This window comes from Streptomyces cellostaticus (genome assembly GCF_001513965.1).
Lineage (GTDB): Bacteria > Actinomycetota > Actinomycetes > Streptomycetales > Streptomycetaceae > Streptomyces > Streptomyces cellostaticus.
Map to the genome: position 1 here is coordinate 261,822 of NZ_KQ948017.1, position 24,992 is coordinate 286,813.

A 24,992-nucleotide genomic window follows, 5' to 3' on the forward strand; every position below is an offset into this window, starting at 1 on the left:
GCCGGCCTCCTACGCGGACGCGAGCGTGTGACGCAGCCGATGCTCTGTCCCGGCGGCGGTGTCCGGATGGGCGTGCACCACGAACGTCGCCTCGTTCACGAGCCGGTCCAGAAGAGCGGCCACCTCTGCGAAGTGCTCGGGGCCCGTACTCAGGAGCCGCTCCCGGCGCGTGGCGGCATCCTGCTCGCAACGTCCGGCCAGCCAGTCCTCGCGTGCCGCGTATCCGGCCTCCGCGGCGGTGCTTCCCGGGAAGACCTGTTTGACCGCGCCGAGGACGGCCTGGCGAATGACCTCCTTCGACGGCCTGCTCTTCGCCAGTTGCGCGCCCAGCCGGAGGAAGTCGCCCAAGGTGGCGGAGTCCCGCGGATCCCGTAAGGACAGCAGGCGCAGCGTCCCGCGGAGGTCGTCGGCATCCATCAGTCCCGCGTAGGCGCCGCCTCGTTCCCGTACGGACTCCGTCAGCGGGCCGCCGGTCAGATAGCCGGCCACCGCATGGTGCTCAGGAGTGACGGCGCCGGCCGAAGGAACCAGGAGGCAGCCCACGGTGTGCAGCGGCGCAGGCATGGCGAGCACCTCGAGCCTGGGCCGGCCGGAGGCTGTCCACCCGGTCGTGGCGGGTGGCGGGGCGAGAGCCGACCGGTGCCGCAGCAGAAGTTCCGTCATACGCTCGACGGCCGACCACGCCCGCCGCACCGGCCCGTCCGCCGCCGTCGTCAGACCAAGGAAAACGTTTCCGCCGGCCAGCAGCAGGTCACGGACCGCCGTGACCTGCACACCCCGGACCGGGGAGCCGGTCAACCGGTCCCAGGCCTCCTCGCCATGGACGACATCGGCCAGCCGTCCCGCTACGTCGACACCGCTGAAGAGCCTGATGTCGACGAGCCGGTGTATCTGCGGCCCGCGCAGCGCGCGCAGCCCGGTCCGGTGGGAGGCGGCCGCGGTCTGTGCGGCGGCGTCGGTGGCGTCCTGGCACAGGGCTGAGGCCAGGGTGTCCGCCAGCGTGTCGACGTCCTGGAGCAGACACCGGGCTCGCAGCACGGCCAACGGGCCGCCGCTCGCCGCGGAGCCCGGGTGGAACGTGTGCCGCACCCGCACACCGCTGTCCGCTGCGAGGTGCTCCGCTGCCCGCGCGACGGCCGCACACCACACCGGCACCAGCGGCAGCAGCTCCCTCGGCACAGGGGCGAGCGGCAGGGCGATGTCGAGGTACGCCAGGCCGTGCGTGGGCAGGAGACAGTGCTGGAGTGGGGCACCGGCGACGGTCGTGTGCTCCTGGGGAACGAGCGTCGCTCGGCCTGCGGCCGTGTCCGCGGGAAGAGGCAAAGCATGCCGGCGTCGTGGGGCCCCGGGCAGCCGCCGCGTGCCCGGGGCTCCTGTGGGCCGGTGTCGTGGAGCGGGACCGGGAAGGGTCAGCAGTGTGATGCGGTGCTGGTTCCCGCTCAGCCAGTCGTGTACAAGATCCGTCATGCGCCCTTGCGGCTTCTCGCACCAGCTGCGGACCGTGGCCGCGGCGTCCTTGAGACACAGCTCCGCGAGCGGGTCGCCACCGTACGGCCACGTGGTGAGCACCCGGTCGAACAGCGCACGTCCCGCGCCCCCGCCGCCGGCCCGCGGTTCCCGCAGCGCCAACTCGACGCGGCTGCACGCCCGGAGGAGGACGGAGGCCGGCAGGCCCTCCTCGGCCACCTGCGCCATCGTGCCGGTCACGGTGCGTTCGACGACGTCCAGCCGGTCCTCCACAACGTCGCCGACGGCACAGCCGAGCACGGGGCGACACCCGTGCAGCTGAAGGGCCGGCTGCCGGCCGGCAGAGCCCACGTCGGACAACCGCTCGTACACGAGGCCCGACGCCGGGTCGGCCAGAGCGCGCGCCAGCACGCGCGTCGCGAAGCGGGTCGCAGGGTCCTGCGAGCCCGGCAGGGCCCAGGCGACGCCCGCGACGCCGGCACGCCCGCCCGAAGCCCGCACCACAGCCCGCTGCGGACCCTGGTCGGCGGGCACCGGATGCGGCGGCGCGTCGCCCGCCTGTCCTTCGGCGAGGGCGGCAGCCAGCGTCGAGAGGGCGGTCGGCTCGTCCAGCGAACCGTAGAGAAAGAACAGCGCGTTGGACGGCAGGTAATGCGACCGGTGATACGCCCGGACCTCCTCGATGGTCAGCCCGGGCAGCTGATCGGGGTCTCCACCGGCGATGCCGGAGCAGGGATGGCCGACGAACAGATGGCGTCCGACCTGGAGTTGATGCAGTCGATCAGGACTGCCGAACAGGCTCGTCATTTCGCTGACGACCACACCCGGAGATCGAACCAATTCGTCCAAGGTCGATGCGCTTAACTGCGGCCGGAACAACGCATCAATGAGGACGGGGATGAGCGCGAGACAATGGCATGGATCCGGGGTGGCAACTCCGTAGATCGTGGTGTCCGAGCGCGTGGAACCATTCGCGTAGGTCGCCGGAGAACCAAAGAGCAGAGCACCCACGAGATCGATGTCCGGTAAGGAGCGGGAACCGGACAGCACGAGGTGTTCCAGCACGTGGGGGATGCCGAGGTCACCACGTGGTGGCGTGCGCAGACACACCCCGAAAAAGCACTCGACATCACTGCTGGGAATGATGAGGATCTCCGCCCCGGAGGGCTTGTGCCTCAACAGCGTTGCCGTTGCTTCCAGGTCGGCCAGACATGCGCTCCGAACGTCCGAGAATCCGTGCTCCACACGATCAACCCCCGTATGAGCAGGCAAAGCCACAGCGCGCCGGGGACGCTAGCACTTGGTGAGCTAGATCACCATACTCGGGTGTCGAGGTGAAGAAGACATTGAGGATGCCGTTAAGGGCATTTGCCGAAGCATTGATTCCGAAAGAGCGCGATCAACTGGGTTCCACGCCCCCGGTTCCTTGCCGGAGATTCCGCTGCGTCACCGCACCGTCCATGTCAGTGAGGTGGTCGTCTGCGCCTGGACCGCAGGATCCCGTACGGCCGTCGTGTGGTCGGTCACTGTCGCCGTGACCTCGTGGCCGTGGCCTCGAACGCCCAGTTCACGTGGCGTCACCGACAGATCGCCCGTCGCCGGCAGAACCTGCCTGCCGTCGACGTACCAGGTCAGCTCCAGGTCAGCGAGGCCGGTCAGCGGCGCGAGGCGTACCGTGATCCGGCGTCCTTGCCCGATCGGCCGGTATGTGGGGAGGGAGGAGGTCAGGGCGTCCGCGTCGGCGTAGAAGCCGGCGATCATCGCCTCCCGGCCGACGACGTTGAACTCGGTCGAGGCCAGGGAGCGCATGATGGACGTTTCGGTCGGGCGGTAGACGCCCGCCTCGTAGTACCCCCCGCCCTCGTACGTGCCCACGACCGAACCGGACGGGTCCTGGGTCCCGAGCCAGCGGTACCACTTCGTCGCACCCAGGTCGCGGTGGATGGTGAGGTTGGCGGCGGCCGGTTCCTCGGCGGAGGGGTATGTGCCGTAGCCCGTGTACTGGTACTCGTCGGCCAAGTGACCTATGGAGTGGCCCAGTTCGTGGGCACCTATGAGGTACGACCTGTCGTTGTCGGACGACATCGTAGCCACCCCGTGGAAGGTCGAGCCCGACGGCAGGTCGGCCGCGGAGTAGCCCGCGCCGCCGTACTTGGCAGAGTTGGCGATGACGAAGACGATGTCGGCGTCCGGGGCCCGGCCGGCGTACTGCGCGACCTTGTCGGTGTCGACGCACAGCAGACGCTCGGTGCCGTCGCAGAAGAAGGAGGAGCCCAGCGCGGTGTCCTTCACGGTGTCGGCCCTCGGGTCACCGGAGACGCCGGACTCGTTGGAGACCGCGTTGACCAACCAGATGTTGAACAGGCCGCGGTAGCTCCGGTACGGCTCGACATCGAAGATCGCGTCCAGCTTCTCCTCGGCGTCGGCGGCGAACTCGCCCTGTTCGTCGGCCGTGTAGCCGTCGCCCATCACCACCAGATCGAGCCTCCCGGACACCGGTCCGGTGCGCTGGAGCGCCTGCACGGCCGGGGTGGTGCCCGCCAGGGTCGGCGTGGGGCGGGCGGTCCGGCCGAGGGCGCCCGCCGGGACGGTCACCTGGCGCGGCTCGGCCCAGGGCCCGGGGAAGTACTCGACGTGCTGAGTGCGGACCGGAGGGACGGCCGCCTCGGCCGGCCCTGAGTTCACTCCGCCGACCAGCGCAGCCACGGTGGCAAGGACAGCCCCGGCAGCGGTGATCCAGCGCATACGCGGTCTTGCGCGGTGCGGCACGGCAACCCTCACTTAAGTATTCAGTTAAGTGGATTTAATGTCGGGCTTAATGTAGGAGCTTGGGCCCCAACAGGCAAGGCAGACCGCACAGTTGACGGACAATCGGCACCTACGGCCACCACTCCGGCTCGGCGAACCGCCGACCCGCCAGCGCGTCGCGCAGGCCACGAGCAGCTCGTTTCTGCCCAAGGGCCTCGTCAGCCACCCCGCCGCGCTGCGCTGATGCCGAAGGCGAGAGCAGGGCATGTCGCGCCGGGCTCGCGGCAAACGGCGGGTACCTCGCACCTGCGGACCACCGCGTTCGCGGGTGCCCTGTACGTGGCCGCTCGGGCCTCTCGCAGACCACGGCCAGACGAGAAGGGCGCCCCCGCTCACGGTTGTGCTGCCGGTCCACCCCTCCCGGGACCACCGCCCCGATGCGCGGACGCCGCAGGCCCCGCCGGATCGCCCGCGACGACTGTCCGGGCCGCCACCGCACCCGTCAGCGCACCGCGACCCGGAAGATCAGTTGCCGGACGGGCCCGAGGCGTCCGTGTCCACCGGAACGACCTGCTCCGTCCAGAACTGCGGACGACCGCGTTCGCGGGTGCCCTGTACGTGGCCGCTCGGGCCTCTCGCAGACCACGGCCAGACGAGAAGGGCGCCCCCGCTCACGGTTGTGCTGCCGGTCCACCCCTCCCGGGACCACCGCCCCGATGCGCGGACGCCGCAGACCCCGCCGGATCGCCCGCGACAGCTGTCCGGGCCGCCACCGCGCCCGTCAGCGCACCGCGACCCGGAAGGTCAGTTGCCGGACGGGCCCGGGACGTCGGTGTCCGCCGGAACGACCTGCTCCGTCCAGATGATCTTGCCGGTCGTCGTGTAGCGAGTGCCCCACCGGTGGGCGAGCTGGGCCACGATCAGCAGGCCCCGCCCTCCCTCGTCAGTGGTCCGGGCATGGCGCAGGCGCGGCGAAGTGCTGCTGGCGTCGGAGACCTCGCAGATCAGGCCACGGTCCCGGATCAGGCGGAGACAGACCGGTCCGATCGCATGACGGATGGCGTTGGTGACCAGTTCGCTGACGATGAGCTCCGTGGTGAAGGTCAGATCGGGTATGCCCCACTCCGTCAGCTGCTGGACGGCGAGGGTGCGGGCGTGCGCGACGGCGGCCGGATCGCTGGGCAGGTCCCAGGAGACGACCCGTTCCCAGGCCAGGACACGGGTCCGGGCGAGCAGCAGGGCCGCGTCGTCGGACGGCTGACCGGCCAGCAGATCGTCGATCACCCTGCGGCCGGTCTCCTCCAGTGTCGGCCTCGGCATCGCAAGGACATCGCCCAGCCGGGAGAGCCCGACGTCGATGTCCCGGTCGAAGGACTCGATGAGGCCGTCGGTGTAGAGCGCGATGAGGCTGCCCTCGGCCAGCTCCAGTTCGACGGACTGGAAGGGGAGGTAGCCGAGGCCCAGTGGTGGTCCGGCGGGCAGGTCCAGGATGTCGGCACCACCGCCCGGACCGACGATCACCGGCGGGAGGTGACCGGCCCGGGCCAGCGTGCACCGCCTGCTGACCGGGTCGTAGACGGCGTACAGGCAGGTGGCGCCCATGAACGCGGTGCCCGCGTCCTCATCCTCGGTCGCCGTGGAAGCGTCGCTGTCGTGCGCCCCCATGAGGCCGATGACCAGGTCGTCCAGATGGGCCAGCAGTTCGTCCGGGGAGAGATCAAGGTTGGCGAGGGTGCGTACCGCGGTGCGCAGGCGCCCCATGGTCGCCGCGGCATTGATGCCGTGCCCGGCCACGTCCCCGACCACCAGTGCGACCCGTGCTCCGGACAGCGGAATCACGTCGAACCAGTCGCCGCCCACCCCACTGGGGACATCCGCCGGGAGATACCACGACGCCACCGCCAGCGCGGAACCTCCCGTCAGTTCCTGCGGCAACAGATAACGCTGCATGGAACGGGCCGCGGTGCGTTCGCGGGTGAAACGACGCGCGTTGTCGATGCACACCGCCGCGCGCGAGACGAGTTCCTCGGCAAGACGTACGTCGTCCTCCTCGAAGGGGCCCAGCCGCCGGGACCGGGCGAACGTCGCCGCGCCCAGGGTGACGCCGCGGGCCCGCACCGGGACCACCATCACCGAGCGGCAGTCGTAATCGCGCAGGGAGGCGCCCAGCGACTCGTCCTCGGTCACCCACGGGCTGGCGGTGCGGTCCAGAATCCGTTCCACCAGGGTCCTGCTCTCCAGCAGGCAGCGGGTCACGGGCGACGAGGCGGCACGCCGGACCGTCTCCCCCACAGCCAGACTCGCCTCAGGACAGCCCTTGCGCACCGACTGCTGCCCCGCGCGCCGGATGACGGGCGACATCCCGACCGGGCCGGGCGCCGGTTCCTCGCCCCTCATGACCGAGTCCAGCAGGTCTACGGCGACGAAGTCGGCGACGGCCGGCACGGCGTCGTCGGCCAGTTCCTGTGCGGTCCGCGTCACGTCCAGAGTGCTGCCGATGCGGGTGGCGGCGTCGCTGAGCAGGGCCAGGCGCTCCTGGGCCCGCCAGCGTTCGGTGACGTCGATGACCATGTACCAGACGCCGGCGTTGCGACCGCGGCGGTCCTTCATGGCAAAGAAGGATGCGGAGATCGCGCGGCCGCCGTCCGGGTCCGTGTCACTGGTGCCGCGGTACTCGTAATCCATCACCGGAGCGCCGGTCTCCAGGACCCCGCGCATTTTCTCCTCGAAGGCCGCGGCCTCCGCCTTCGGCAGCACTTCCGCCATCCGCCGCCCCAGCCGCCGTTCGAGGCGGACCTGGCGGTCCAGTGGCTCGTTCACCCAGACGTACCGCAGGTCCGTGTCGAGGACGGCGATGCCGACCGGCGCGTGGTTGAGGAAGGGAGTGAGCATCAGCCGGCTCACCCCACCGCCCGGCATCCGCCAGAAGGCCCGTTTGGGAGGCCGGCCGACGAACCTGCCGAAGACCAGTGCGGCAACAGTGGCGACCAGGACGCCCGGGACCATTTCGTAGATGCCCGACTCGAAGGGACCGAGCAGCGGATTGATCTTCTTCCACAGCAGCACCGTGGCCGCGCCCGACACGATCCCGGCCATGGCCCCCGCCCAGGTCATGCGCGGCCAGTACAGCGAGAGCAGGACGACCGGCCCGAAGGCGGCTCCGAAGCCCGCCCAGGCGTAGGCGACGATGCCCAGCAGCCCGCCACCCCTGAGCGCGATCACGAAGGCCACCAGAATCACGGCGACGACGGCGGCGCGACCGACCCATACCAGTGTCCTGTCCGAGGCACGCCGGTTGAGGAACGCACGGTAGAAGTCCTCCGTGAGGGCGACGGACGACACGAGGAGCTGGCTGTCCGCGGTCGAGATGATCGCGGCCAGTACGGCGATCAGCATCACGCCGGCGCCCCAGGGATCGAGCAGTGTCCGGCTGAGACTGATGTACACCGTCTGCGGATCGTGAAGCGGCGTGCCGGTCCGGGCGATGCCCACCAGGCCGACCAGGGTGGCGCCGGCGAGCACGACGATGACCCACCCGGTTTCGAGACGGCGGGCCGCGGGGATGGCGCCGGTGCTGCGGATACCCATGAAGCGGGCCAGGATGTGGGGCTGACCGAAATAGCCGAGCCCCCAGGCGAGCAGCGAGATGATCGCGACGGCGCCGAGCGACCCGCCTGCCGACCACCGCCCGTCTGCGTAGTCGACCTTGGCGCCCATGTCCAGCAGGTCGGGGGTCTTGCTGTTGAGGGCGTCGCGCAGTGCCCCGAAGCCGCCGAGCGCCCCGATACCCACGAGGGGGACCACGAGCAGGGCGAGGAACATCAGCGTGGCCTGCAGCACGTGTGTCAGGCTCACGGCGAGGAAGCCGCCGAGGCACGAGTAGACGACGATCACCAGGGCGGTCAGGGTCACTCCGAGCCCGAACCCGAACCCGAAGATGTGCCCGAACAGCAGGCCACCGGCCACCAGCCCGCTGGCGACGTAGACGGTGAAGAACACGAGGGTGACCGCCGCCGAGACCATCCGGAGCATCCGGGTGCGGTCCTCGAACCGCTCCTCCAGGTAGGCCGACAGGCTCACGGCGTTCTCGGCGCGCTCGGTGTAGGTGCGCAGCCTCGGCGCGACGAACAGCCAGTTGAGGTACGTACCGAGCACCAGACCGGCCGCGATCCAGCTGGCACCGACACCGGCCGCGTACACCGCTCCGGGCAGAGCGAGGAACAGCCAGCCGGACATGTCGCTGGCCCCTGCGGACAGGGCGGCGACGAACGCGCTCAGCCTGCGGCCCCCCAGGGCGAAGTCGGCGAAGGTGTGAGTGCGGCGGTAGGCCCAGACCCCTGTTGCGATCATGACGGCCACATACACGAGGAATGTGGCCATGATCGGCGCACTCAAGTCGATCATGTTGTCCTCGCCTGCGAGGTTCGAGCATGGGCGCGACCGTCACGTGCCGGACAGCCGTGACTCTTCATACACAAATGTACAGATTGCGCCCCCCATCGGCCGACAGCGCGGCTCGTGCCGGTACCGAGGATGGCGTGGTCCTCCATGTCATCCTGATCGAGCTCGGCCTGGCCAGGTCGATTCTGAGGACTGGGCTCGGGCGACGAGCAGTGCGACGTCGTCCTCACCCCCGGGCGAGCGCAGAATCTCCAGGATGCGGTCGCAGGTGTCTTCCAGATCTTGGCCACGGGTCGCGGTGAAGGCGCTGAGGAGGGTGTCCAGGCGAGCGTCGATGGGTTCGCTTCGGGTTTCGACGAGGCCATCGGTGTAGAGGGCCAGCTCGTCGCCGGGACGGAAGGCGATGGTGGCGGCCTCGAAGGGGACCCCGCCGACGCCCAGCGGTGCACCGGTGGGAAGGTCGAGCAGCTCTGCTGCGTGGCCGAGGCGCATCAGGGCCGGGGGCAGGTGGCCGGCGAGGCAGATCTCGCACTGGCCCTGGTGAGGGTCGTAGACGCAGTAGATGCAGGTCGTGATGGTCTGCTCGACACCCTCGGTCAGGTGATCGAGGTGACGAAGGGCCTCGGCGGGGGCGAGGGCGAGTTCGGCGAAGGCGCGGGCAGCACTGCGGAGTTGCCCCATGGTGGCGGCGGCTTTGATGCCGCTGCCCATGACGTCTCCGACGACCAGGGCCGTTTTGTCACCCTGGAGAGGTATGGCGTCGTACCAGTCGCCGCCGATCTCGCTCGTGGCGCCCGCGGGCTGGTAACGGCAGGCAACCTCCAAGCCGGGCAGGTGCGAGGGGGGCTCGGGAAGCAGACTGCGCTGGAGGGTGAGGGCCGCTTGGCGCTGGGCCTGGTATCCGCGGGCGTTGTCGATGCAGACCGCGGCTCGGGCGGCCAGCTCCCAGGCGAGGAACGCGTCGTCGTCGTCGAAGGGTGCGGGGTTCCGGGTGCGTTTGAGGTCGAGGGCGCCGAGGACTTCGCCCCGGGCCATGAGCGGTACGGCCAGGTAGGAGTGCACGCCGGCCGCCGCGAGGAGCGAGGCGGCCTCGCCGTGTCGGGCGATGCGGCTCAGGTCCTGAGGGCTGGTGTGGGGCACCAGAACCGGTTGACGGGTGCGCACGCACTGGGTGATCAGACGGTCACTGTCGTAAGGCACGAGTCCCCCCGGCGGGTCGACCGCGCGGACCGCGTCGGTGGAGTAGGCCGCGCTGACGGCGAGGGCGCGGAAGAGGGCCGGCCCCTCGCGTGGCGCGGCCCGGCCGTCAAGGGCGCTGTCGAGTACGTCCACGGCTGCCACATCGGCCAGGACCGGGACGACGACGTCAGCGAGCTCGCACGCTGTCGTCTCCAGATCGAGGGTGGTCCCCACGGAGGCGGAAGCCCTGGCGATCAGTGCCAGCCGTTGCCGGGCCTGTGTCGCCTCGGCAGCGGCTCGATGACGCTCGGTGACGTCGATGACGGAATAGGCGAGGCCCAGCACCCGCCCGCCGGAATCCTCCAGCCGGTAGTACGAGACGGACCAGGCATGCTCGTGGTCCGGGTCGTTGGGGGGACGGCAGATGATGTCCCGGTCCACGACCGACTCGCCCGTCTCCAGGACACGGCGCAGACGTGCCTCGGGGTCGGTGTCCAGGAAGGTCAGGATCTCGCCGACCGGCCGGCCCAGTCGCTCGGCGGCGGACTGACCGGTGATGCGTTCGAGAGCAGGATTCACGGCCAGGTACCGCAGGTCCGGGTCCAGGATGGCCAGCCCGACCGGGGACTGGGACACCAGACGCACGGCCAGGGCGGCATCTCGCTCGACCCGCTCCACACTTGCCTGGTCCGCGGCAAGGCCCAGGGCGTAGACGTCACCGAGGTCGTCCAGCAGCCGCATGTTGCGGAACTCCACCAGCCGGGTGCTGCCGTCCTTGTGCCGGATCGGGAAGGCCCCGGCCCAGTCGTTGCCGGATTCCATGACCTCGGCGAAGAGCTTGATCACCTCCTCCTGGTGCTCCTCGTGGACCGTCAGCGGAGCCGCGTACTGGCCCAGCGCTTCCGCTGCGGTGTAGCCGAACAGTTCTTCGGCCTTCGAGCTCCAGAAGACCACCTGGCCCTGCGCATTCAGCACCACCGCAGCGACGCTGAGCAGATCAAGCAGGCCACTGGGGGGTGAGGCAGGCCCCGCCACCGACCGGCCGTCGTCTGCTCGGGAGTCCGTCGTGCCCATGTCTCAGTTTCCCTCCCGCTCGGCACCTTGGCTCGTGCCGTACCGGCAGGCGTTCTGCCTTCATCCATGGTCGTCCCAGACCTGGGAAGCACACACCTGGACGGATTTCACCCACACCGGCGGCGGCAACTCCCCGAGCACCTGCTCCGACGCTTGGCACCGACCACGAGGGCGTGACCGCCGTCGTGAACGACCCGGCGAGCCTGCTTCTGATCACTGAGCGCGGTGGCGGCCTCCTCGTCGCCTGCTGCCGAGCGTGTCGTCCGGGATGAATGGGGCGTGGGCACGATGCAGATGACGGTCATCAGACAGCGTGTGGAACTGATCGCCTGGTACGAACGCCGGGGCTATGAGCGGACCGGGCGGCTGATCCCCTTCCCCTACGGGGATGAGCGCTTCGGCGCCCCGCGCCCCGTCGGCCTGGAATTCGAGCTGCTGATCAAGAAGCTCGGCTGACCGGCCGCTCAACGGCTTGCCGCGCTCTTGCGGAGTGTGGCAAGGTTTCCGGCAGTTGACCTGCACATACCCATGCATGGCGAAGGACTGAAGCCATTGATCCCGGCGTCCCACAGCGGCCGCCGTCGGCACTGACACCGTCTGCCTCTGCGGCAGCGGACTCCATCAGTGCCCTCGCGTCTCCTCACGGTGGCCCTACGCATGTCCCGTGTTCCCGGCTGCGGCCGGTCCCGCAGTCCTCGTGGCTGCCCTTCACTGTGAGGTCATCATCACCGTACACACCGACGTCCAGAGCTTCGCCGTCGCCAACCTGCTGCGCCGCCCGGCGGCGGTCGAAGTCGCAGGCTTCGTCGCGGGCTTCGATCCCTCGACGACCAGCCCGTACGTCAACTACGCGACCCCGGTCCCCGGCGCCGAGCCGACCGACCGGGACGTCAGCTCCCTGATCGAGGCATTCCGCGAGCGCGGCCTGAAGCCCCGCCTGGAGTTCGCCCCGGATGCCGCACCCACCGTCGAACCCGCGCTGCGCCGGGCGGGGTTCGGCACCGAGGCGGTCCACGAGTACCTGGTCTGCACCCCTGCCACGCTGACGGTGCCGGCCGGGAAGAGCGGCGTGGAGGTCCCGGACGGCGACGAGGACTACGTGGCGATCGACGCCGCCCTGTCCGAGGCGTTCGGGGGTGAGTTCCCTCCGTCTCCGGAAGGCGCGGCCCGGCTGCGGCGCACCCAGGAGAGCGGCGGCGCCGTCCGGTTCGTCCGCGCCGGCGACGGCGGCTGCGCCGGTGCGGCCATCTGCTCGGCACCGGCCGAGGGCACCGCGGAGCTGGCGGGTGTGGGCACCCGGCCCGTGTACCGGGGCCGGGGCATCGCGGCCGCGGTCACGGCGGCCCTGGCCCAGGCCGCGTTCGGCCACGGGGCGCTGTCCGTCTGGCTGGAGTACTCGGGCGAGGGATCCCGCCGCGTGTACGAACGCGTCGGCTTCCGACCCGGCGGAACCCGCCTGTACCTGACGCTCGAAGCGTGACGTACGCCCGGCGGGGGCCGAGCCGTGCTCAGCCCCCGCCGGGCAGCGGGTGCTCCTTGACGAAGCGGCGGATCTCCGCGGTGAGGGCGGCGGGGTTGTCCAGCTGGACCAGCGTGCGGGCGTCGGGAATCTCCACGTAGCGGGCGTCAGGTAGCAGTCCGGCCAGGCGGCGGCCGGTGGCCGGCGGCATCATGCGGTCTTCGGCACCCCAGGCGATCAGGGCCGGGCGGGTGAAGGAGGGAAGATTACCGGCCGCCTTGACGTAGCACTGCGGGTCCACGTCGTGGCAGAACTTGGCGAAGTCGCGGCGGATGGCACGGCTCGTCAGCAGGGGGCCGTACCAGCGGGCGATCAGGTCCTTCGGCAGCTTCTTCTTCGCCATCCCGCCGAGCGAGGTCTCCATGCGGGCGAGGAAGGGGAAGCGGAAGGACTGGATGAGGAGGAAGAGGCCGCCTGGGATCCTGCTCGCCCGGTGCAGCAGCCGGCCCTGTACTCCGGGCGGGTAGTTGTCCAGGGCTTCACAGGAGGTGAGGACCAGGCGGGCGATGCGTTCGTCCCGTACGCCGGCGAGGAGCTGGGCCGTGCCGGTGTCGTTCTGGACGAGGGTGACGTCGTTCAGCTCCAGCCGGTCCATGAACTCGGCGAGGAGCCGGGCGATGCCGTGTGCGGACAGGTCGGCGTCCGGCCGCATCGGACGCCGGTGGCTGCCGAGGGGCAGCACGGGGACGAGCACGCGGAAGTCCGGCCGCAGGTCCGAGGCGACCTCGGTCCACACCGACGCGTCGAAGCCGAGGCCGTGGACGAGGACCACCACGGGGCCGTCGCCTCCCGTGTCCTCGTAGTCGATGGTTCCCGCGCTCAGCTCGATCTGCGGCATGGGTCCGCCTCCGGCTCGCTGTCTCTAGATAGAGCGTTCTAGTGACAGAATAGGCACCGAACGCCCGACAGCACCAGCGGCTTACCGGAGGCTCAGCCGTGAGCGACAGCAAGGCCCCCAGCACCCACGAGACCCGACAGCGCATCGTGAACGCCGGCACGGAGCTGTTCCGGCGCACCGGCTACACCGGCACCGGCATGAAGCAGATCGCGGAGAGCGCCGGTGCGCCCTTCGGGTCGATCTACCACTTCTTCCCCGGCGGGAAGGCCCAGTTGGGCGAGGAGGTCATCCGCACCTCGGGGGCCGTCTACCTGGGGCTCATCACCGCGCTGATGACGCCGTACGAGGACCGGGTCGCGGCCACCGCCGACGCGTTCACCGCAGCGGCCGGGACCCTCGCCGAACTCGACTTCGCCGACCCCTGCCCCATCGCCACCGTCGCAATGGAGGTCGCCAGCACCAACGAGACGCTGCGCCGGGCCACTTCAGAGGTCTTCGACAGCTGGACCGACCACCTCGCCGCCTACTACGCGGCAGGTGGCATCCCCCAGCCCGCCGCCCGGGAGACGGCGGGCTCGGTCATCGCCCTGCTGGAGGGCGCCTTCATGCTCGGCCGCGCGGCACGCAGCACAGCACCGGTCCTCGCGGCCGCCAAGGCGGCGGCGGCAATCGTACGGGCGGCGCTGACGGGCGAGTGAAGGGTCCGCACGCGGCGACACGCCGCCTCCGGCGAACGCGGTGACGGCCGCTTTCTTAGCGGCATGTTAGATCTGCGCGGCGGCCCTTGTCCGGGTGCGGCGGGCGCCCGCATGCTCGGCGCACTCAGGTTCCGGGGGCGCCTTCCCGCTCCCCGTTCCCACCGGACCTTCCCCACCTGGAGCCGCCATGTCATCCTCTGCCGCCCTGCCCCAAAAGCCGCCGGCAAACTCCCGCGGCAGCCGCCGTCTCGCCCTTGTCGGCGGTTCGCTGGGCAATCTCGTCGAGTGGTACGACTGGTTCGTCTACGCCAGCTTCGCCATCTACTTCGCCGACTCGTTCTTCCCCGGCGACAACCCGACGACCAAGCTGCTGAACACGGCCGGCATCTTCGCGGTCGGCTTCCTGATGCGGCCGGTCGGCGGATGGATCCTCGGGCGGGCGGCCGACCGGCACGGCCGCAAGAGCGCGCTCACCCTCACCGTCAGCATGATGTCGGTGGCCGCCCTGCTCATCGCCGTCGCGCCCACCTACGGCCAGGCCGGCTACTTCGGCGCGCTGGTGCTGCTCCTGGCCCGGCTGCTGCAGGGCCTGAGCATCGGAGGCGAGTACGCGGCCAGCGCCACGTATCTGACCGAGGCATCGGCCCGCGACCGGCGCGGTCTCGGCTCCTCGTTCCAGTACGTGTCGATGACGTGCGGACAGCTCCTCGGCCTGGCGATCCTGATCACGATGCAGCACACCCTGAGCACGGACCAACTGGAGAGCTGGGGCTGGCGGATCCCGTTCGCGCTCGGTGCGGTGTTCGCCTTGGTGGTGTTCTGGCTGCGGCGCCGGCTGACGGAGACGGATGCCTTCACCGAGGAGGCGGGCGACCGTACCGAATCCGCGCGCGGCACGATCAAGGCACTGTGGGAGCACCGCCGCGAGGCAGTACTGGTCATGGCGCTCACCCTGGGCGGCACGGTGGCCTACTACACGTACACCACGTATCTCACCAAGTACCTGATCGGCAGCGCCGGTATGGCCAAGTCCACCGCCACGCTGGTCAGTTTCACCGCGCTCACCGTCTTCGCGCTGCTCCAGCCCTTCGCCGGGCTGCTCTCCGACCGGATCGGCCGCCGACCGCTGCTGATCACCTTCGCGGTCGGCTGCACGGTGGGCACGTACCCCATCATGACCGCGCTCGGCTCGGCCTCCTCCTACTGGTCGGCGCTGGGACTGTCCCTGCTGGCCCTGGTCGTCGTCACCGGGTACACCTCGATCAACGCGGCCGTGAAGGCGGAGCTGTTCCCGACCCGGGTCCGCGCCCTCGGCGTGGCCCTGCCGTACGCCGTCGCCAACGCCCTGTTCGGCGGCACGGCGGAGTACGTGGCCCTGTGGTTCAAGAACAGCGGTCACGAGAAGATGTTCTTCTGGTACGTGTCGGGGTGCGCGCTGGTCTCGCTGGTCACCTATGTGCTGATGCCGGACACCCGCAACGCGGCGCTCAGCCGCGCCGAGGCGCAGGAGGGGGCCGCATCGGGTGCGGCGGCCTCCTCGGCCGAAGCCGTCGGCTGACGCGGTGGTGACCTGGGCCGTACCGCTTGCGTAGGCTGCCGCCCAGGTCACCACGGCACGAGGACTTCCCATGCACGCGCTGCTCGTCGAGGACGACGACCGTATGGCCCAGGCCCTGATCACCGCACTCGCCCAGCGCGGGCACACCGTCCGCAGGGCCGGCCGGGCCCTGGACGCCCTGCGGTGGGTTCATGAGGCCGAGTTCGTGCTGCTCGACCTCGGCCTGCCCGATCTGGACGGGCTGGAGCTGCTGCGGCGGCTGCGGACGGTGTGCGACGCACCGCTGATCGTGGTGACGGCCCGCTGCGAGGAGCGCGACATCGTGCAGGGGTTGCGGGCCGGGGCCGACGACTATGTGGTCAAGCCGTTCCGGATGAACGAGCTGATGGCCCGGATCGACACGGTGCGCCGCCGCACCGGGGCGGCCGCGCCCCGTGCGGACGGCGCGGACCGCGGCGGATGCCCCGTGCACACGGGCGATGTCGAGATCGACATCGCAGGGCGTACGGTCACGGTCGCCGGAGCGGACGTACGGCTCACCCGGCGCGAATTCGACGTCCTCGCGTTCCTCGCGGCGCGGCCGGGCGAGGTGCACTCCCGCGAGGAGATCCTGGACCGGATCTGGGGCGACGCCTTCCTCGCCGCGTCCCGTTCCCTGGACGTGCACGTGGCGGGCATCCGCGCGAAGACGGGCCGCGCCGAACTGGTGCGCACGGTACGGGGCTTCGGCTACCAGCTGGGTTCGCCGGCGGTGGGCACGGACGGCCGGGGCCGGCGATGAGGCGCAGGCTGCTGGCCGTCCTGATGGTGCTGATGGGGGCCGCGACGCTGTTGCTGTCCGTGCCGCTGGCCGGCTCGTACGCGAGCGGGCGCACGGAGCACCTGCTGCTCCAGCGGCGCGCCGACGCCGTGCGGTTCGCCGACCTCGCCGACCGGGTACGCACCGCGGCCGACCGCGCCGAACTGTCCACCGAGATCCGCCGGTACGCCGAGCTGTACGGGGCCGGGGTGACGGTGGTGGACCCGGCGGGGCGGGTGATCGCCCGGGCGGGGCCGGGCATGGTGCAGCCCTCGGCGGACGACGTCCTGGGCCGGGCGCTGACCGGCCGGTCCACCGAGCGGCTGCCGACCGTGCGGCCGTGGGGGCCGGACCGGGTCGTGCTCGCCGAGCCGGTGGGCCGGGACGAGCGGGTCAGCGGAGCGGTCCTGCTGGCCGTCCCGACCACCGCCGCCCGGCGGGACGTGACCGTGCGCTGGGTGCTCATCGCCTGTGGTGCGCTCACCGCCTTCACAGCCGCCGCCCTGGTCGCGGCGGGCATCACCCGCTGGCTGATGCGTCCCGTCCGTGATCTCGACCGGGCCGTCGCGGCCCTGGCCTCGGGCAGCCTTCAGACGCGGGCCGTCTCCGACACCGGGCCGCCGGAACTGCGCAGCCTGCGCCGGCACTTCAACGGCATGGCCGAGGCGGTCGCCGACTCCCTCGGCCGCCAGCGCGCCTTCGTCGCCGACGCCTCGCACCAGCTGCGCAACCCGCTGGCCACGCTGGTGCTCCAGCTGGAGAACGTCGAGCCGCATCTGGCCCCGGGCCCGGGCCGCAGGGAGCACGCGCGCGCCCTGGACGAGGCGGAGCGCCTGGAGGAACTGCTCGACGGCCTGCTCGCGTTGGCGCGCGTGGAGGCCAGTGCGGCGGAGCGGACCGAGCAGGACGTGGCACGTGCGGTGCGCGAGCGAGTGACCGCGTGGGAGCCGGTCTTCGAGGCCTCGGGGCTCACGCTGGCCGCAGCTGCCGTACCGGAGGGGCTGCGGGCGCGGGCGGTGCCGGACGCGGTGGGCCGGATCCTCGACGCGGTCCTGGACAACGCGGTCAAGTTCGTCCCGTCCGGGGGCAGCGTGACCGTGACGGCCGAGTGCGCGGACGGCGCGGCCGTGGTGCGCGTGCGCGACGACGGACCGGGCGTACCGGACGACCAGCTGCCCCTGCTCACGCGCCGTTTCGCCAGGGCCCCCGAGCACCAGAACGTGCCCGGCAGCGGCCTGGGCCTGGCCATCGCCGACGAGATCGCCCGGCTCAGCGGGGGCCGGCTCAGCACCGCCGGACACGAACCCCACGGCCTGGTCGTGGAGCTGCGGCTGCCGTCCGCCTGACCGGTCAGCCGTAGACCGACCGGTAGTAGGCCACCGCGCCCGGGTGCAGGGGGACGTCCCCCGTGGCGACCGCGAACCTGGGTTCGAGCCGGGCGCCCGCCGTCACCTCCCTGAGCAGCACGCGCCACCGGTCGAACACCACCTGGAGCACGGCGCGCACCGCCTGCTGCGGCACCGGGGAGCGGGCCAGCAGATAGTTGCCGACGCCGATGGTGCCGACCGGCTCGGTGAGCCCGTAGACGCCGGCCGGGAGGGTGACCGCCGTGTAGGCGGGGCCGTACGTGTCGCGCAGGGCGGCGGCCTGTTCGTCCAACGGCAGGAAACGCAGAGGGAGTTCGCGGGCCAGCGTCGTCAGGGCGGGAGTGGGCACTCCCCCGGCCCAGACCAGCGCGTCGACCTTGCCGGTGCGCAGCGCCTGGACCGAGGCGGCGAGCCCGAGCTGCCGTTGCCGTACCGCCCGCCGGCCGGTCAGCCCGCTCATCCGCAGCAGCCGGCCCGCGAGCACCTGCCCGCCGGAGCCGGCCGCGCCGGTGGCGACCGACCGCCCCGCCAGATCCCGTACCGACCGCACCGGGCCGTGCGCCGGTACGACGAGATGCGTGTAGTTGACGTAGACGCGGGCGAGGGCGGTCACGGCGGCCGGGTGCGAGAACGGCGCCCGCCCCCGGACGGCGTCCTCGGCGGCGTCCGCCATGGCGAGGGCCAGGTCCGCCGATCCGTCGCCGAGCCTGTGCAGGTTGTCCACGCTCGCCGAGGTGGTGAGGGGGGTGAGGTGCAGCCGGGGCGCGGTCCTCGCGGCCTGTGCGGCCAGTGCCTTCCCGAAGGCGTTGTACGGCCCGCCCGGCGCTCCCGTCGCGAGCCTGAGCCGCCACTGCGATCCGGTGTCCCCGGCGCATCCGGCCAGGGCGGCTGCAGGGCCGGCGAGGAGCGCGGCCTCCAGCAGGCCCCGGCGGCTCATCGGTCTGCCGGTCACGTCCGCAGGGTAGCCGCTGCGCTCCCGCTTGGCCCGTGTGGACGGCGTGGCACTATCGTTGCGCCCTCAAACACGGGTAGGAGAAGGGACATCGGTGTGGCGATGAAGGCCTTGCGTTCGGCGTTGGAGGCGATCTACGTACGGCGCCTGAACCGCAAGCTGGAGGGCCTGCCCCGGCCACGGCATGTGGCGATCATGCTGGACGGGAACCGGCGCTGGGCACGGGGTGCGGGACACCAGGACGTCCGTGAGGGCTATCGCGTCGGCGGCGCCAAGGTCACCGACTTCCTGCATTGGTGCACCGATGCCGGGATCAAGCACGTCACGCTGTGGATGCTGTCCGACGACAACCTCCATCGGCCGGCCGACGAACTCGGGCCTCTGCTCGACATAATCGAGGAGACCGTCCAGCGCATCTGCGCTCCCGGGGAGCCCTGGGAGATCGAGATCATCGGCGCCCTCGACCTGCTGCCCGGGAACACCGCCCGCGTCCTCAAGGAGGCCGCAGCGCTGACCGACGGCCGTGGCGGACTCAAGGTCGATGTCGCCGTCGGCTACGGCGGCCGCCGCGAGATCGTCGACGCCGTCAAGGCGGCCTTCGACAAGCACATCGGCGCGGGCGGCGATCCCCGGGACCTGGCGGCGGACTTCGACCTGGAGCACATCAGCGACAACCTGTACTCGCCCGCCGGGCACGACACCGACTTCATCATCCGCACCTCCGGCGAGCAGCGGCTGTCCGGGTTCCTGCTGTGGCAGTCGGCCTACGCGGAAGTGCACTTCGTCGACGTGCTGTGGCCGGCGTTCCGCGAGATCGACCTGCTGCGCGCCCTGCGCTCGTACGCCGCCCGAGAACGCCGTTACGGCCGCTGACGGGCGCGGCAGAGGCCGACGCGGGCGGCGGTGCCGAAGGCCGCCGACCGCGATGGCGGCCTCCCCGGTGACGGGGAGGCCGTCGCTGCCTTCATCCGCTGCCGACCGTCGCGAGGAGGTGGGCGACGAGAGGGTTCGGGTCGCTCGTGCGCCAGGCGACAGCGACCCGGGTGCGGGCGGTGCCGGGGGCGATCACGCGGAACGCGACGCCCTTGAGGCGGATGCGCCGGATGCTCGCCGGGGCCAGCGAGACGCCCAGGCCGGTTTCCACGAGGGCGCACACGGTCTGCCATTCGACCGCGTGCTGGGCGGTGCGGGGTGTGAAACCCGCGTCCGTGCACAGGCCGGTGATCCGGTCGTGCAGCCCCGGGCCGACCGCCCGGGGCAGCAGCACGAACGGCGAGTCGGCCAACTGCGCCACGTGTACGGCCCGTTGGGCGGCCAGCGGATGCGCGGCGGGCAACACGGCGACGAAGGGCTCGCTGAGGACCGTCCGGAAGCCGATGTCCGGCTCGTCGGCGGGCGGTTCGCGCAGCAGGCCGATGTCGATGGTCTTGTCGTGCAGGGCGGCGATCTGCGGCGCAGTGGTCATCTCGTGGATGTCCAGGTGCACGTCGGGGTGACCGTGCCGGAAGGTGCGCAGCAGCCCGGGCAGCACGGTCAGGGCGAGGGAGGCGGCGAAGCCGATCCGCAGCCGGCCGGACCGGCCGCTGCCGACCGCCCGGGCCGCGGCGAGGCCGTCCGCGAGGCCGGTGAGGGCCCGCCGGGCGGCGGGGAGCAGTTCCCGGCCGGCCGGGGTGAGCATGACCCGTCCCGGCTCGCGGCTGAACAGCGCATGCCCGACCTTCTCCTCCAGGCGGCGGATCTGCTGGCTCAGCGGAGGCTGGGCGATGCCGAGGCGGGCGGCCGCGTGGCCGAAGTGGAGTTCCTCGGCGAGCACGACGAAGGCGTGCAGCTGCGGGAGGGGAAGTTCGGGTCGCTCCATACGTCCAGAGATATCAGGTCATGCCCTGCGCGGTATTAGACGTATCGGTGCAGGTCACCTAGCGTTCGGCGCATGACAGAGCGACGCGCGATCCTCAGCGGCTCCACTTTCGAGGAGCAGATCGGCTATGCCCGTGCCGTGGTGGACGGCGACTGGGTGCATGTGTCCGGGACGACCGGCTTCGACTACACCACGATGACCATCTCGGAAGACGTGGTGGAACAGGCCGAACAGTGCCTGCGCAACATCGAGGCGGCGCTGACCGAGGCGGGCTGCGGCTTCGCGGACGTCGTACGCGTGCGCTATCTACTCCCCGACCGCCAGGACTTCGAGCCCTGCTGGCCGGTCCTGCGCCACTGCTTCGGCGACGTCCGCCCGGCCGCGACGATGCTCGTGTGCGGCCTCTCCGATCCCCGCATGAAGATCGAGATCGAGGTGTGTGCGCGGCGGACCTTGCCGTCGCCCGAACTCTAGGATCCCGGCATGTTCGAGTACCACGGCTGGATCAGCGTCAGGGAGAGCGCGGACGAGGAGGACGAGGACTCCCGATCGCGGCAGATCGCCGAGGAGCTGCAAGAGCACATCTCCCGGAGGGACAGCCCGTGCCTCCTCGACCTCCGAGGTGGATGAACGGCGAGCCGTACATCCACCTCGGAGGGCATTCCCACCACCGCTCGGCGCCCGATGTCTTCGCACTCTTCGACCATGTGGCGGCGATCGCTCCCGGCTCCTACGGGCTCCTGCACGTGCGCGACGACGAGGACCCGGGACACGAGAACGAGATCCGGGTGCTCAGGCTCGCCCGGGGCACCCTCACCGAGCACACCGAACCGCTGCTGTCCCTCTGCGTCCCCACGCTGGAGGACCCGTTCACCGGCTGGGCCCCGCTCACTTCCGGTACTTGTCCGTCGCCGCCACCAGAGCCTCCGCCACTCCGGGTGCCCCTGTGGTGTGACCTGCGTCGTCCACCGTGACCAACTCGCTGCCGGGCCAGGCCCGGTGAAGACGCCAGACGATGCCGAGGAGGTTGCCGAAGTCGAGGGTTCCCTGGATGAGGGTGCCGGGGATGCCGGTGAGGAGGTGGGCGTCGCGCAGCACCACGCCCCCGTCGTTGCCCTCGCCCATGAAGTGGTCGTTTCCCCAGTAGTGGGTGACGGTACGGGCGAAGCCCATGCGGTACACGGGGTCCTCGAAGCGGGCGACCGAGCGCGGCGGTGCGGGGATGGTGGCCGTCTCCCAGTCGGTCCAGGCCCGCGCCGCCCGCTCCCGCACCCGGGGATCGGGGGACTCCAGCAGCCGGTTGAAGGCCGCGGCGAGGTTCCCTACGCGCTCGGCGGGCGGCAGTTCGGCCAGGAACCGTCCGAAGGCCTCCGGGAAGATCTGGCCGAGCCCTCTGGTGAGCAGTTCCACCTCGGGGTTCGAGCCTGTCGCGACTCCCGTCAGCACCAGCTCGGAGACGGTTCCCGGATGGGTCTGTGCGTAGCGCAGGGCGAGCGCCGATCCCCAGGACACGCCCCATACCAGCCAGCGTTCGATGCCGAGGTGCTCCCGCAGCAGCTCCAGGTCGGCCATCAGGTGCGCGGTCGTGTTGACGCTCATGTCGGTGCCGTAGCGGCTCGCGTGCGGTGTGGAGCGGCCGCTGCCGCGCTGGTCGAGCAGGACGATCCGGTAGGCGGCCGGGGCGAACAGGCGCCGGAGGCAGGGGCTGCACCCCGATCCCGGACCGCCGTGCAGCACCACCGCGGGCTTGCCCCCGGGGTTTCCGCAGGTCTCCCCATGCACGAGGTTGCCGTCGCCGACGTCGAGCATGCCCTGCTCGTACGGCTCGATCTCCGGATAGAGGGGCATCCGGGCACCGTAGCGGCACACCCGGCGCCCGGGCACCCTCATTTCGAGCCGGACAGGTCGATCGCCCGGTCGACGTCCTGCGGACGCAGCACGTAGGCGTCGCGGGTGTCGTCGTGGGAGACGTACAACTCGACGGTCCTGCCGTCCAGTCCGACGCCCGAGCCCGGCGACGTCCCCGGGGCGGGTGCGTCGGCGAGGCGGTGTGCCACGCTCGCACGGGCGGCCGCCCGGGGCGTGCCGAAGGTCTGGACACCGCTGTACCGGAGGACCGGGTAACCGGCCTGCGCGTCGATGTACACCTCGCGCAGCACCGGCTCGCCGCCTGCCGGGTCCTTGCCCCGCACGGTGATGTGCCGGGTGAGGACGCCGGTTCCGGTGGGCAGGACGACCAGGCCGTGGGAGCTGCCGCTGAGCGCGGACTCGTCCTCCTCGCCCGCGCCGAACCGCTGCGCGCCGAGGTCATTGCCTACGGCGTCCACGGCGAGCGCGTCGTCGACCTCGGCGGTCGTGCCGGTCCGCAGCCCAGTGAAGTACCTGCCGGAGGTTCCGGTGACGATCCGCCGCCCGTCCTGCTTCTCCATGCGGACGACGTACTCGCCGCCCAGGACGGGAACGTCGTGGTACGTCTGCCGCGGCCGGGGGCGCCGCCGCCGGTGCCTGTTCACGAATGCCGGGCACGAGTGCGGCGGCCATGCCGGCGCTGCGCCCAGGAGCGCCGCCGCACCGGATAAGCCGCTTCTTCGTTCTCCTGGTGATGCCGTCGAGCGCTTCGAGCGCCTTCTGGAAGGACGCACGTGTCCCCAACCCCCCACAGGCGTTGCCGGGTACCGGTGGCCGGCCGCCGCCGGGCAGGGGCCATGGAAGCGGCGATGCGGCCGCGCATCAAGGGGCGAATGGGATGAAAGGCGAATTCCGGCCCTGTGGAGCGAGGGGTTCCGAAGCGGACTCTCCGGCTCCTGTCGCAGAAACACCGCGGAATTGTCCGTGATCGGTAACAGCCGGATCCTCAGGCCCGGCCGGTCCGTCCTGACAGGTGCACGGGGACCCACCAACACAGCGAGGAACGAGGCGGACATGGCGCGGCATGGCGGGCGGGGATGGTACGGCCGGGTGGTCGCGGCGGCGGTCGGGGTCACGGCGGTCGCCGCGGCCACCTCGGTGTGGACCGCGCAGGCCGGCTCCGTCGGCGGGCACCAGGCGTCGGCGCGCCCGGCCCCGCCGAAGGCAGCGCCCGTGTCCGCCACCATCGTCCATGCCTCCGACGCCGGCGCCCACGCGGTCAACATCACCATCGACGACGGCCCGGACCCGGCTTGGACCCCGCAGGTGCTCCAAGTGCTGCGGGACTACGGCGTGAAGGCGACCTTCTGCATGGTCGGCACCCAGGCGCAGGCCCACCCGGACATGGTCAGGCAGGTGGTGGCGGCCGGGCACCGGCTGTGCGACCACACGGTCTCGCACGACACCGCCATGGACAAGAAGTCCCAGGCCTACCAGTCGCAGCAGATCCTGGGCGCCGAACGCCAGATCACGAAGGCGTCCGGGGGCGTGCGGCCGATGTACTACCGGGCCCCGGGCGGCGCGTTCACCCCGTACAGCCGGAACCTCGCGGCCTCGCACGGGATGCGGCCGCTGGGCTGGAACGTCGACTCCAAGGACTTCGAGCGGCCCGGTACGGACGCCATCGTCGCCACCGTCAAGCGCGAGCTGCCCAACGGCCCGACCCTGCTCTTCCACGACGCGGGCGGCGACCGCTCCCAGACCGTGGCCGCCCTGCGCATCCTGCTGCCCTGGCTGAAGCAGCAGGGGTACTCCTTCGGCTTCCCCGTGCGCTGAAACGGGCCGCGGCCGCCCGCGCGTTCAGACGATCGTCCGCAGCGCGCCGGTGACCACGGGCCAGGCGGCCGAGTCCGGGTCGATCACGTCGAAATGGCCGCACTCCGCCAACTCGTGGAGTGCGGCTCCCGTTCGAGCGGCGTAGCGGCGGGCCATGGCCACGGGCAGCGCCTCGTCGAGCGTGCCGTGGACCACGACCGTACGGCCGGCGGGGACGCCCAGGGCGGCGGGGTCGGCGGCGGCGTACCGGTCCGGGATCTGCGCACGTCCGCCGCCGAGGAAGGCGGCGACGGCGCCGCGGCCGCTGCCCAGTTCGTCGGCCCACGCCAGGTCGGCGGTGGGGGTGAGGGCCAGGACGCCGAGCACGGCGGGCGGGGTGCCGGTCCGGCCGGGTGCGCCGTCGGGCAGCCGGTGGCGCAGTGCGGCCCACAGGGCCAGGTGGCCGCCGGCCGAGTGCCCGGCGTAGACCACGCGGGCCGGGTCGATGCGGCCGGGCGCGGCCTGTGCGGCGAGGCGGGGCACCTGGTCGACGGCGAGCGCGGTGTCGGTGAAGGTGACCGGCCAGCCGCCTCCGCCACCGACCCGCCGGTACTCGACACTGACGACCGCACAGCCGCTCTGCGCCGCCAGCGCCCCGGCGAATCCGGCGACATGTCGCCGGTCGTGCTCGGCGCGCCAGAATCCGCCGTGAAAGAACAGCACCAGCGGCGCGCGCGGTCCCGGCTCGGCGGCGGGCAGGAACAGATCGGCGACCTGGTCCGGGTGCGGGCCGTAGACCAGCGGGAGAGGGGAGACCGGGGCACGGGACATACTCACACCTCGCTTCGATGTACCTCGATTAGTGGCATGA

Annotated in this window: 20 protein-coding genes and 1 pseudogene; 11 read left to right on the forward strand and 10 right to left on the reverse strand. The window is 71.4% G+C overall.

Annotated elements, in window-relative coordinates; genetic code table 11:
* Positions 1-9: 9 nt before the first annotated feature.
* The 4 genes from AQI88_RS08335 to AQI88_RS08350 all read right to left on the reverse strand — a co-directional run bounded on the left by AQI88_RS08335 (position 10) and on the right by AQI88_RS08350 (position 10,869).
* Positions 10-2,274 carry an insulinase family protein gene (locus tag AQI88_RS08335; RefSeq protein ID WP_066994344.1) on the reverse strand — a complete coding sequence of 755 codons (2,265 nt, stop codon included), beginning with the start codon at positions 2,272-2,274 and terminating at the stop codon, positions 10-12.
* 639 nt (positions 2,275-2,913) lie between these two features.
* Entirely contained in the window at positions 2,914-4,173 is a 1,260-nt protein-coding gene (locus AQI88_RS08340) for a M64 family metallopeptidase (RefSeq protein WP_244184082.1), read from the reverse strand.
* A gap of 846 nt (positions 4,174-5,019) precedes the next feature.
* Positions 5,020-8,619 (reverse strand): sodium/proline symporter PutP, encoded by a 3,600-nt coding sequence (gene putP, locus AQI88_RS08345; protein WP_066994350.1) that lies wholly within the window; start codon positions 8,617-8,619, stop codon positions 5,020-5,022.
* A gap of 147 nt (positions 8,620-8,766) precedes the next feature.
* On the reverse strand, positions 8,767-10,869 hold the full coding sequence (locus AQI88_RS08350) for a SpoIIE family protein phosphatase (RefSeq protein WP_066994353.1): 2,103 nt from the start codon (positions 10,867-10,869) through the stop codon (positions 8,767-8,769).
* Between the two features lie 249 nt (positions 10,870-11,118).
* Between AQI88_RS08350 and AQI88_RS44885 the strand changes: the two are divergent.
* Both AQI88_RS44885 and AQI88_RS08355 read left to right on the forward strand, forming a co-directional pair.
* Positions 11,119-11,325: pseudogene (locus tag AQI88_RS44885) on the forward strand (GNAT family N-acetyltransferase); the annotation flags it as partial.
* A 241-nt stretch (positions 11,326-11,566) separates the two neighbouring features.
* Positions 11,567-12,349, forward strand: coding sequence for a GNAT family N-acetyltransferase (locus AQI88_RS08355; protein ID WP_244184083.1), 783 nt, complete (start codon positions 11,567-11,569; stop codon positions 12,347-12,349).
* 28 nt (positions 12,350-12,377) lie between these two features.
* On the opposite strand, the gene AQI88_RS08360 is transcribed toward AQI88_RS08355, so the two are convergent.
* Positions 12,378-13,226 (reverse strand): alpha/beta fold hydrolase, encoded by an 849-nt coding sequence (locus AQI88_RS08360; RefSeq protein ID WP_066994355.1) that lies wholly within the window; start codon positions 13,224-13,226, stop codon positions 12,378-12,380.
* Between the two features lie 98 nt (positions 13,227-13,324).
* On the opposite strand from AQI88_RS08360, the gene AQI88_RS08365 reads away from it, so the two are divergent.
* From AQI88_RS08365 to AQI88_RS08380, 4 genes are all read left to right on the forward strand, one after another.
* Complete coding sequence (locus AQI88_RS08365; RefSeq protein ID WP_066994358.1) at positions 13,325-13,924, forward strand: TetR/AcrR family transcriptional regulator; 600 nt, start codon at positions 13,325-13,327, stop codon at positions 13,922-13,924.
* Positions 13,925-14,111: 187 nt separating this feature from the next.
* Positions 14,112-15,482: an MFS transporter gene (locus AQI88_RS08370; RefSeq protein ID WP_066994362.1), complete on the forward strand. Its 1,371-nt coding sequence runs from the start codon at positions 14,112-14,114 to the stop codon at positions 15,480-15,482.
* A 70-nt stretch (positions 15,483-15,552) separates the two neighbouring features.
* Entirely contained in the window at positions 15,553-16,263 is a 711-nt protein-coding gene (locus AQI88_RS08375) for a response regulator transcription factor (RefSeq protein ID WP_066994366.1), read from the forward strand.
* Positions 16,260-17,627, forward strand: coding sequence for a sensor histidine kinase (locus tag AQI88_RS08380; RefSeq protein ID WP_066994369.1), 1,368 nt, complete (start codon positions 16,260-16,262; stop codon positions 17,625-17,627). Before AQI88_RS08375 ends, AQI88_RS08380 begins: the two co-directional genes overlap by 4 nt.
* Positions 17,628-17,631: 4 nt before the next feature.
* Here AQI88_RS08380 and AQI88_RS08385 read toward each other — a convergent pair whose 3' ends face one another.
* A complete protein-coding gene (locus AQI88_RS08385) occupies positions 17,632-18,600 on the reverse strand; it encodes a TAXI family TRAP transporter solute-binding subunit (RefSeq protein WP_244184084.1) in 969 nt (322 codons plus the stop codon).
* 102 nt (positions 18,601-18,702) lie between these two features.
* Here AQI88_RS08385 and AQI88_RS08390 point away from each other — a divergent pair, with 102 nt between their 5' ends.
* Positions 18,703-19,473 (forward strand): isoprenyl transferase, encoded by a 771-nt coding sequence (locus AQI88_RS08390; RefSeq protein WP_066994377.1) that lies wholly within the window; start codon positions 18,703-18,705, stop codon positions 19,471-19,473.
* Positions 19,474-19,564: 91 nt separating this feature from the next.
* Here the strand turns inward: AQI88_RS08390 and AQI88_RS08395 are convergent, their stop codons facing one another.
* On the reverse strand, positions 19,565-20,458 hold the full coding sequence (locus AQI88_RS08395; protein ID WP_066994380.1) for a LysR family transcriptional regulator: 894 nt from the start codon (positions 20,456-20,458) through the stop codon (positions 19,565-19,567).
* Positions 20,459-20,530: 72 nt separating this feature from the next.
* Between AQI88_RS08395 and AQI88_RS08400 the strand changes: the two genes are divergently transcribed.
* From AQI88_RS08400 to AQI88_RS08405, 3 genes are read left to right on the forward strand one after another with little or no spacing between them, the layout of a single operon-like run.
* Positions 20,531-20,932 (forward strand): RidA family protein, encoded by a 402-nt coding sequence (locus AQI88_RS08400; protein ID WP_066994383.1) that lies wholly within the window; start codon positions 20,531-20,533, stop codon positions 20,930-20,932.
* Between the two features lie 9 nt (positions 20,933-20,941).
* Positions 20,942-21,088 (forward strand): Imm7 family immunity protein, encoded by a 147-nt coding sequence (locus AQI88_RS48460; protein ID WP_279616532.1) that lies wholly within the window; start codon positions 20,942-20,944, stop codon positions 21,086-21,088.
* Entirely contained in the window at positions 21,085-21,432 is a 348-nt protein-coding gene (locus AQI88_RS08405; protein ID WP_279616533.1) for an Imm7 family immunity protein, read from the forward strand. The genes AQI88_RS48460 and AQI88_RS08405 overlap by 4 nt, the downstream gene beginning before the upstream one ends.
* On the opposite strand, the gene pip is transcribed toward AQI88_RS08405, so the two are convergent.
* Together pip and AQI88_RS08415 are read right to left on the reverse strand one after the other, a co-directional pair.
* Positions 21,347-22,306 (reverse strand): prolyl aminopeptidase, encoded by a 960-nt coding sequence (gene pip, locus AQI88_RS08410; RefSeq protein WP_066995015.1) that lies wholly within the window; start codon positions 22,304-22,306, stop codon positions 21,347-21,349. The two genes, AQI88_RS08405 and pip, sit on opposite strands and share 86 nt — an antisense overlap.
* 38 nt (positions 22,307-22,344) lie before the next feature.
* On the reverse strand, positions 22,345-22,971 hold the full coding sequence (locus AQI88_RS08415; RefSeq protein ID WP_066994386.1) for a hypothetical protein: 627 nt from the start codon (positions 22,969-22,971) through the stop codon (positions 22,345-22,347).
* 409 nt (positions 22,972-23,380) lie between these two features.
* Between AQI88_RS08415 and AQI88_RS08420 the strand changes: the two genes are divergently transcribed.
* Positions 23,381-24,142, forward strand: coding sequence for a polysaccharide deacetylase family protein (locus AQI88_RS08420; protein ID WP_066994389.1), 762 nt, complete (start codon positions 23,381-23,383; stop codon positions 24,140-24,142).
* Positions 24,143-24,166: 24 nt separating this feature from the next.
* Here the strand turns inward: AQI88_RS08420 and AQI88_RS08425 are convergent, their stop codons facing one another.
* On the reverse strand, positions 24,167-24,952 hold the full coding sequence (locus tag AQI88_RS08425) for an alpha/beta hydrolase (protein ID WP_066994391.1): 786 nt from the start codon (positions 24,950-24,952) through the stop codon (positions 24,167-24,169).
* Between the last annotated feature and the right edge of the window lie 40 nt (positions 24,953-24,992).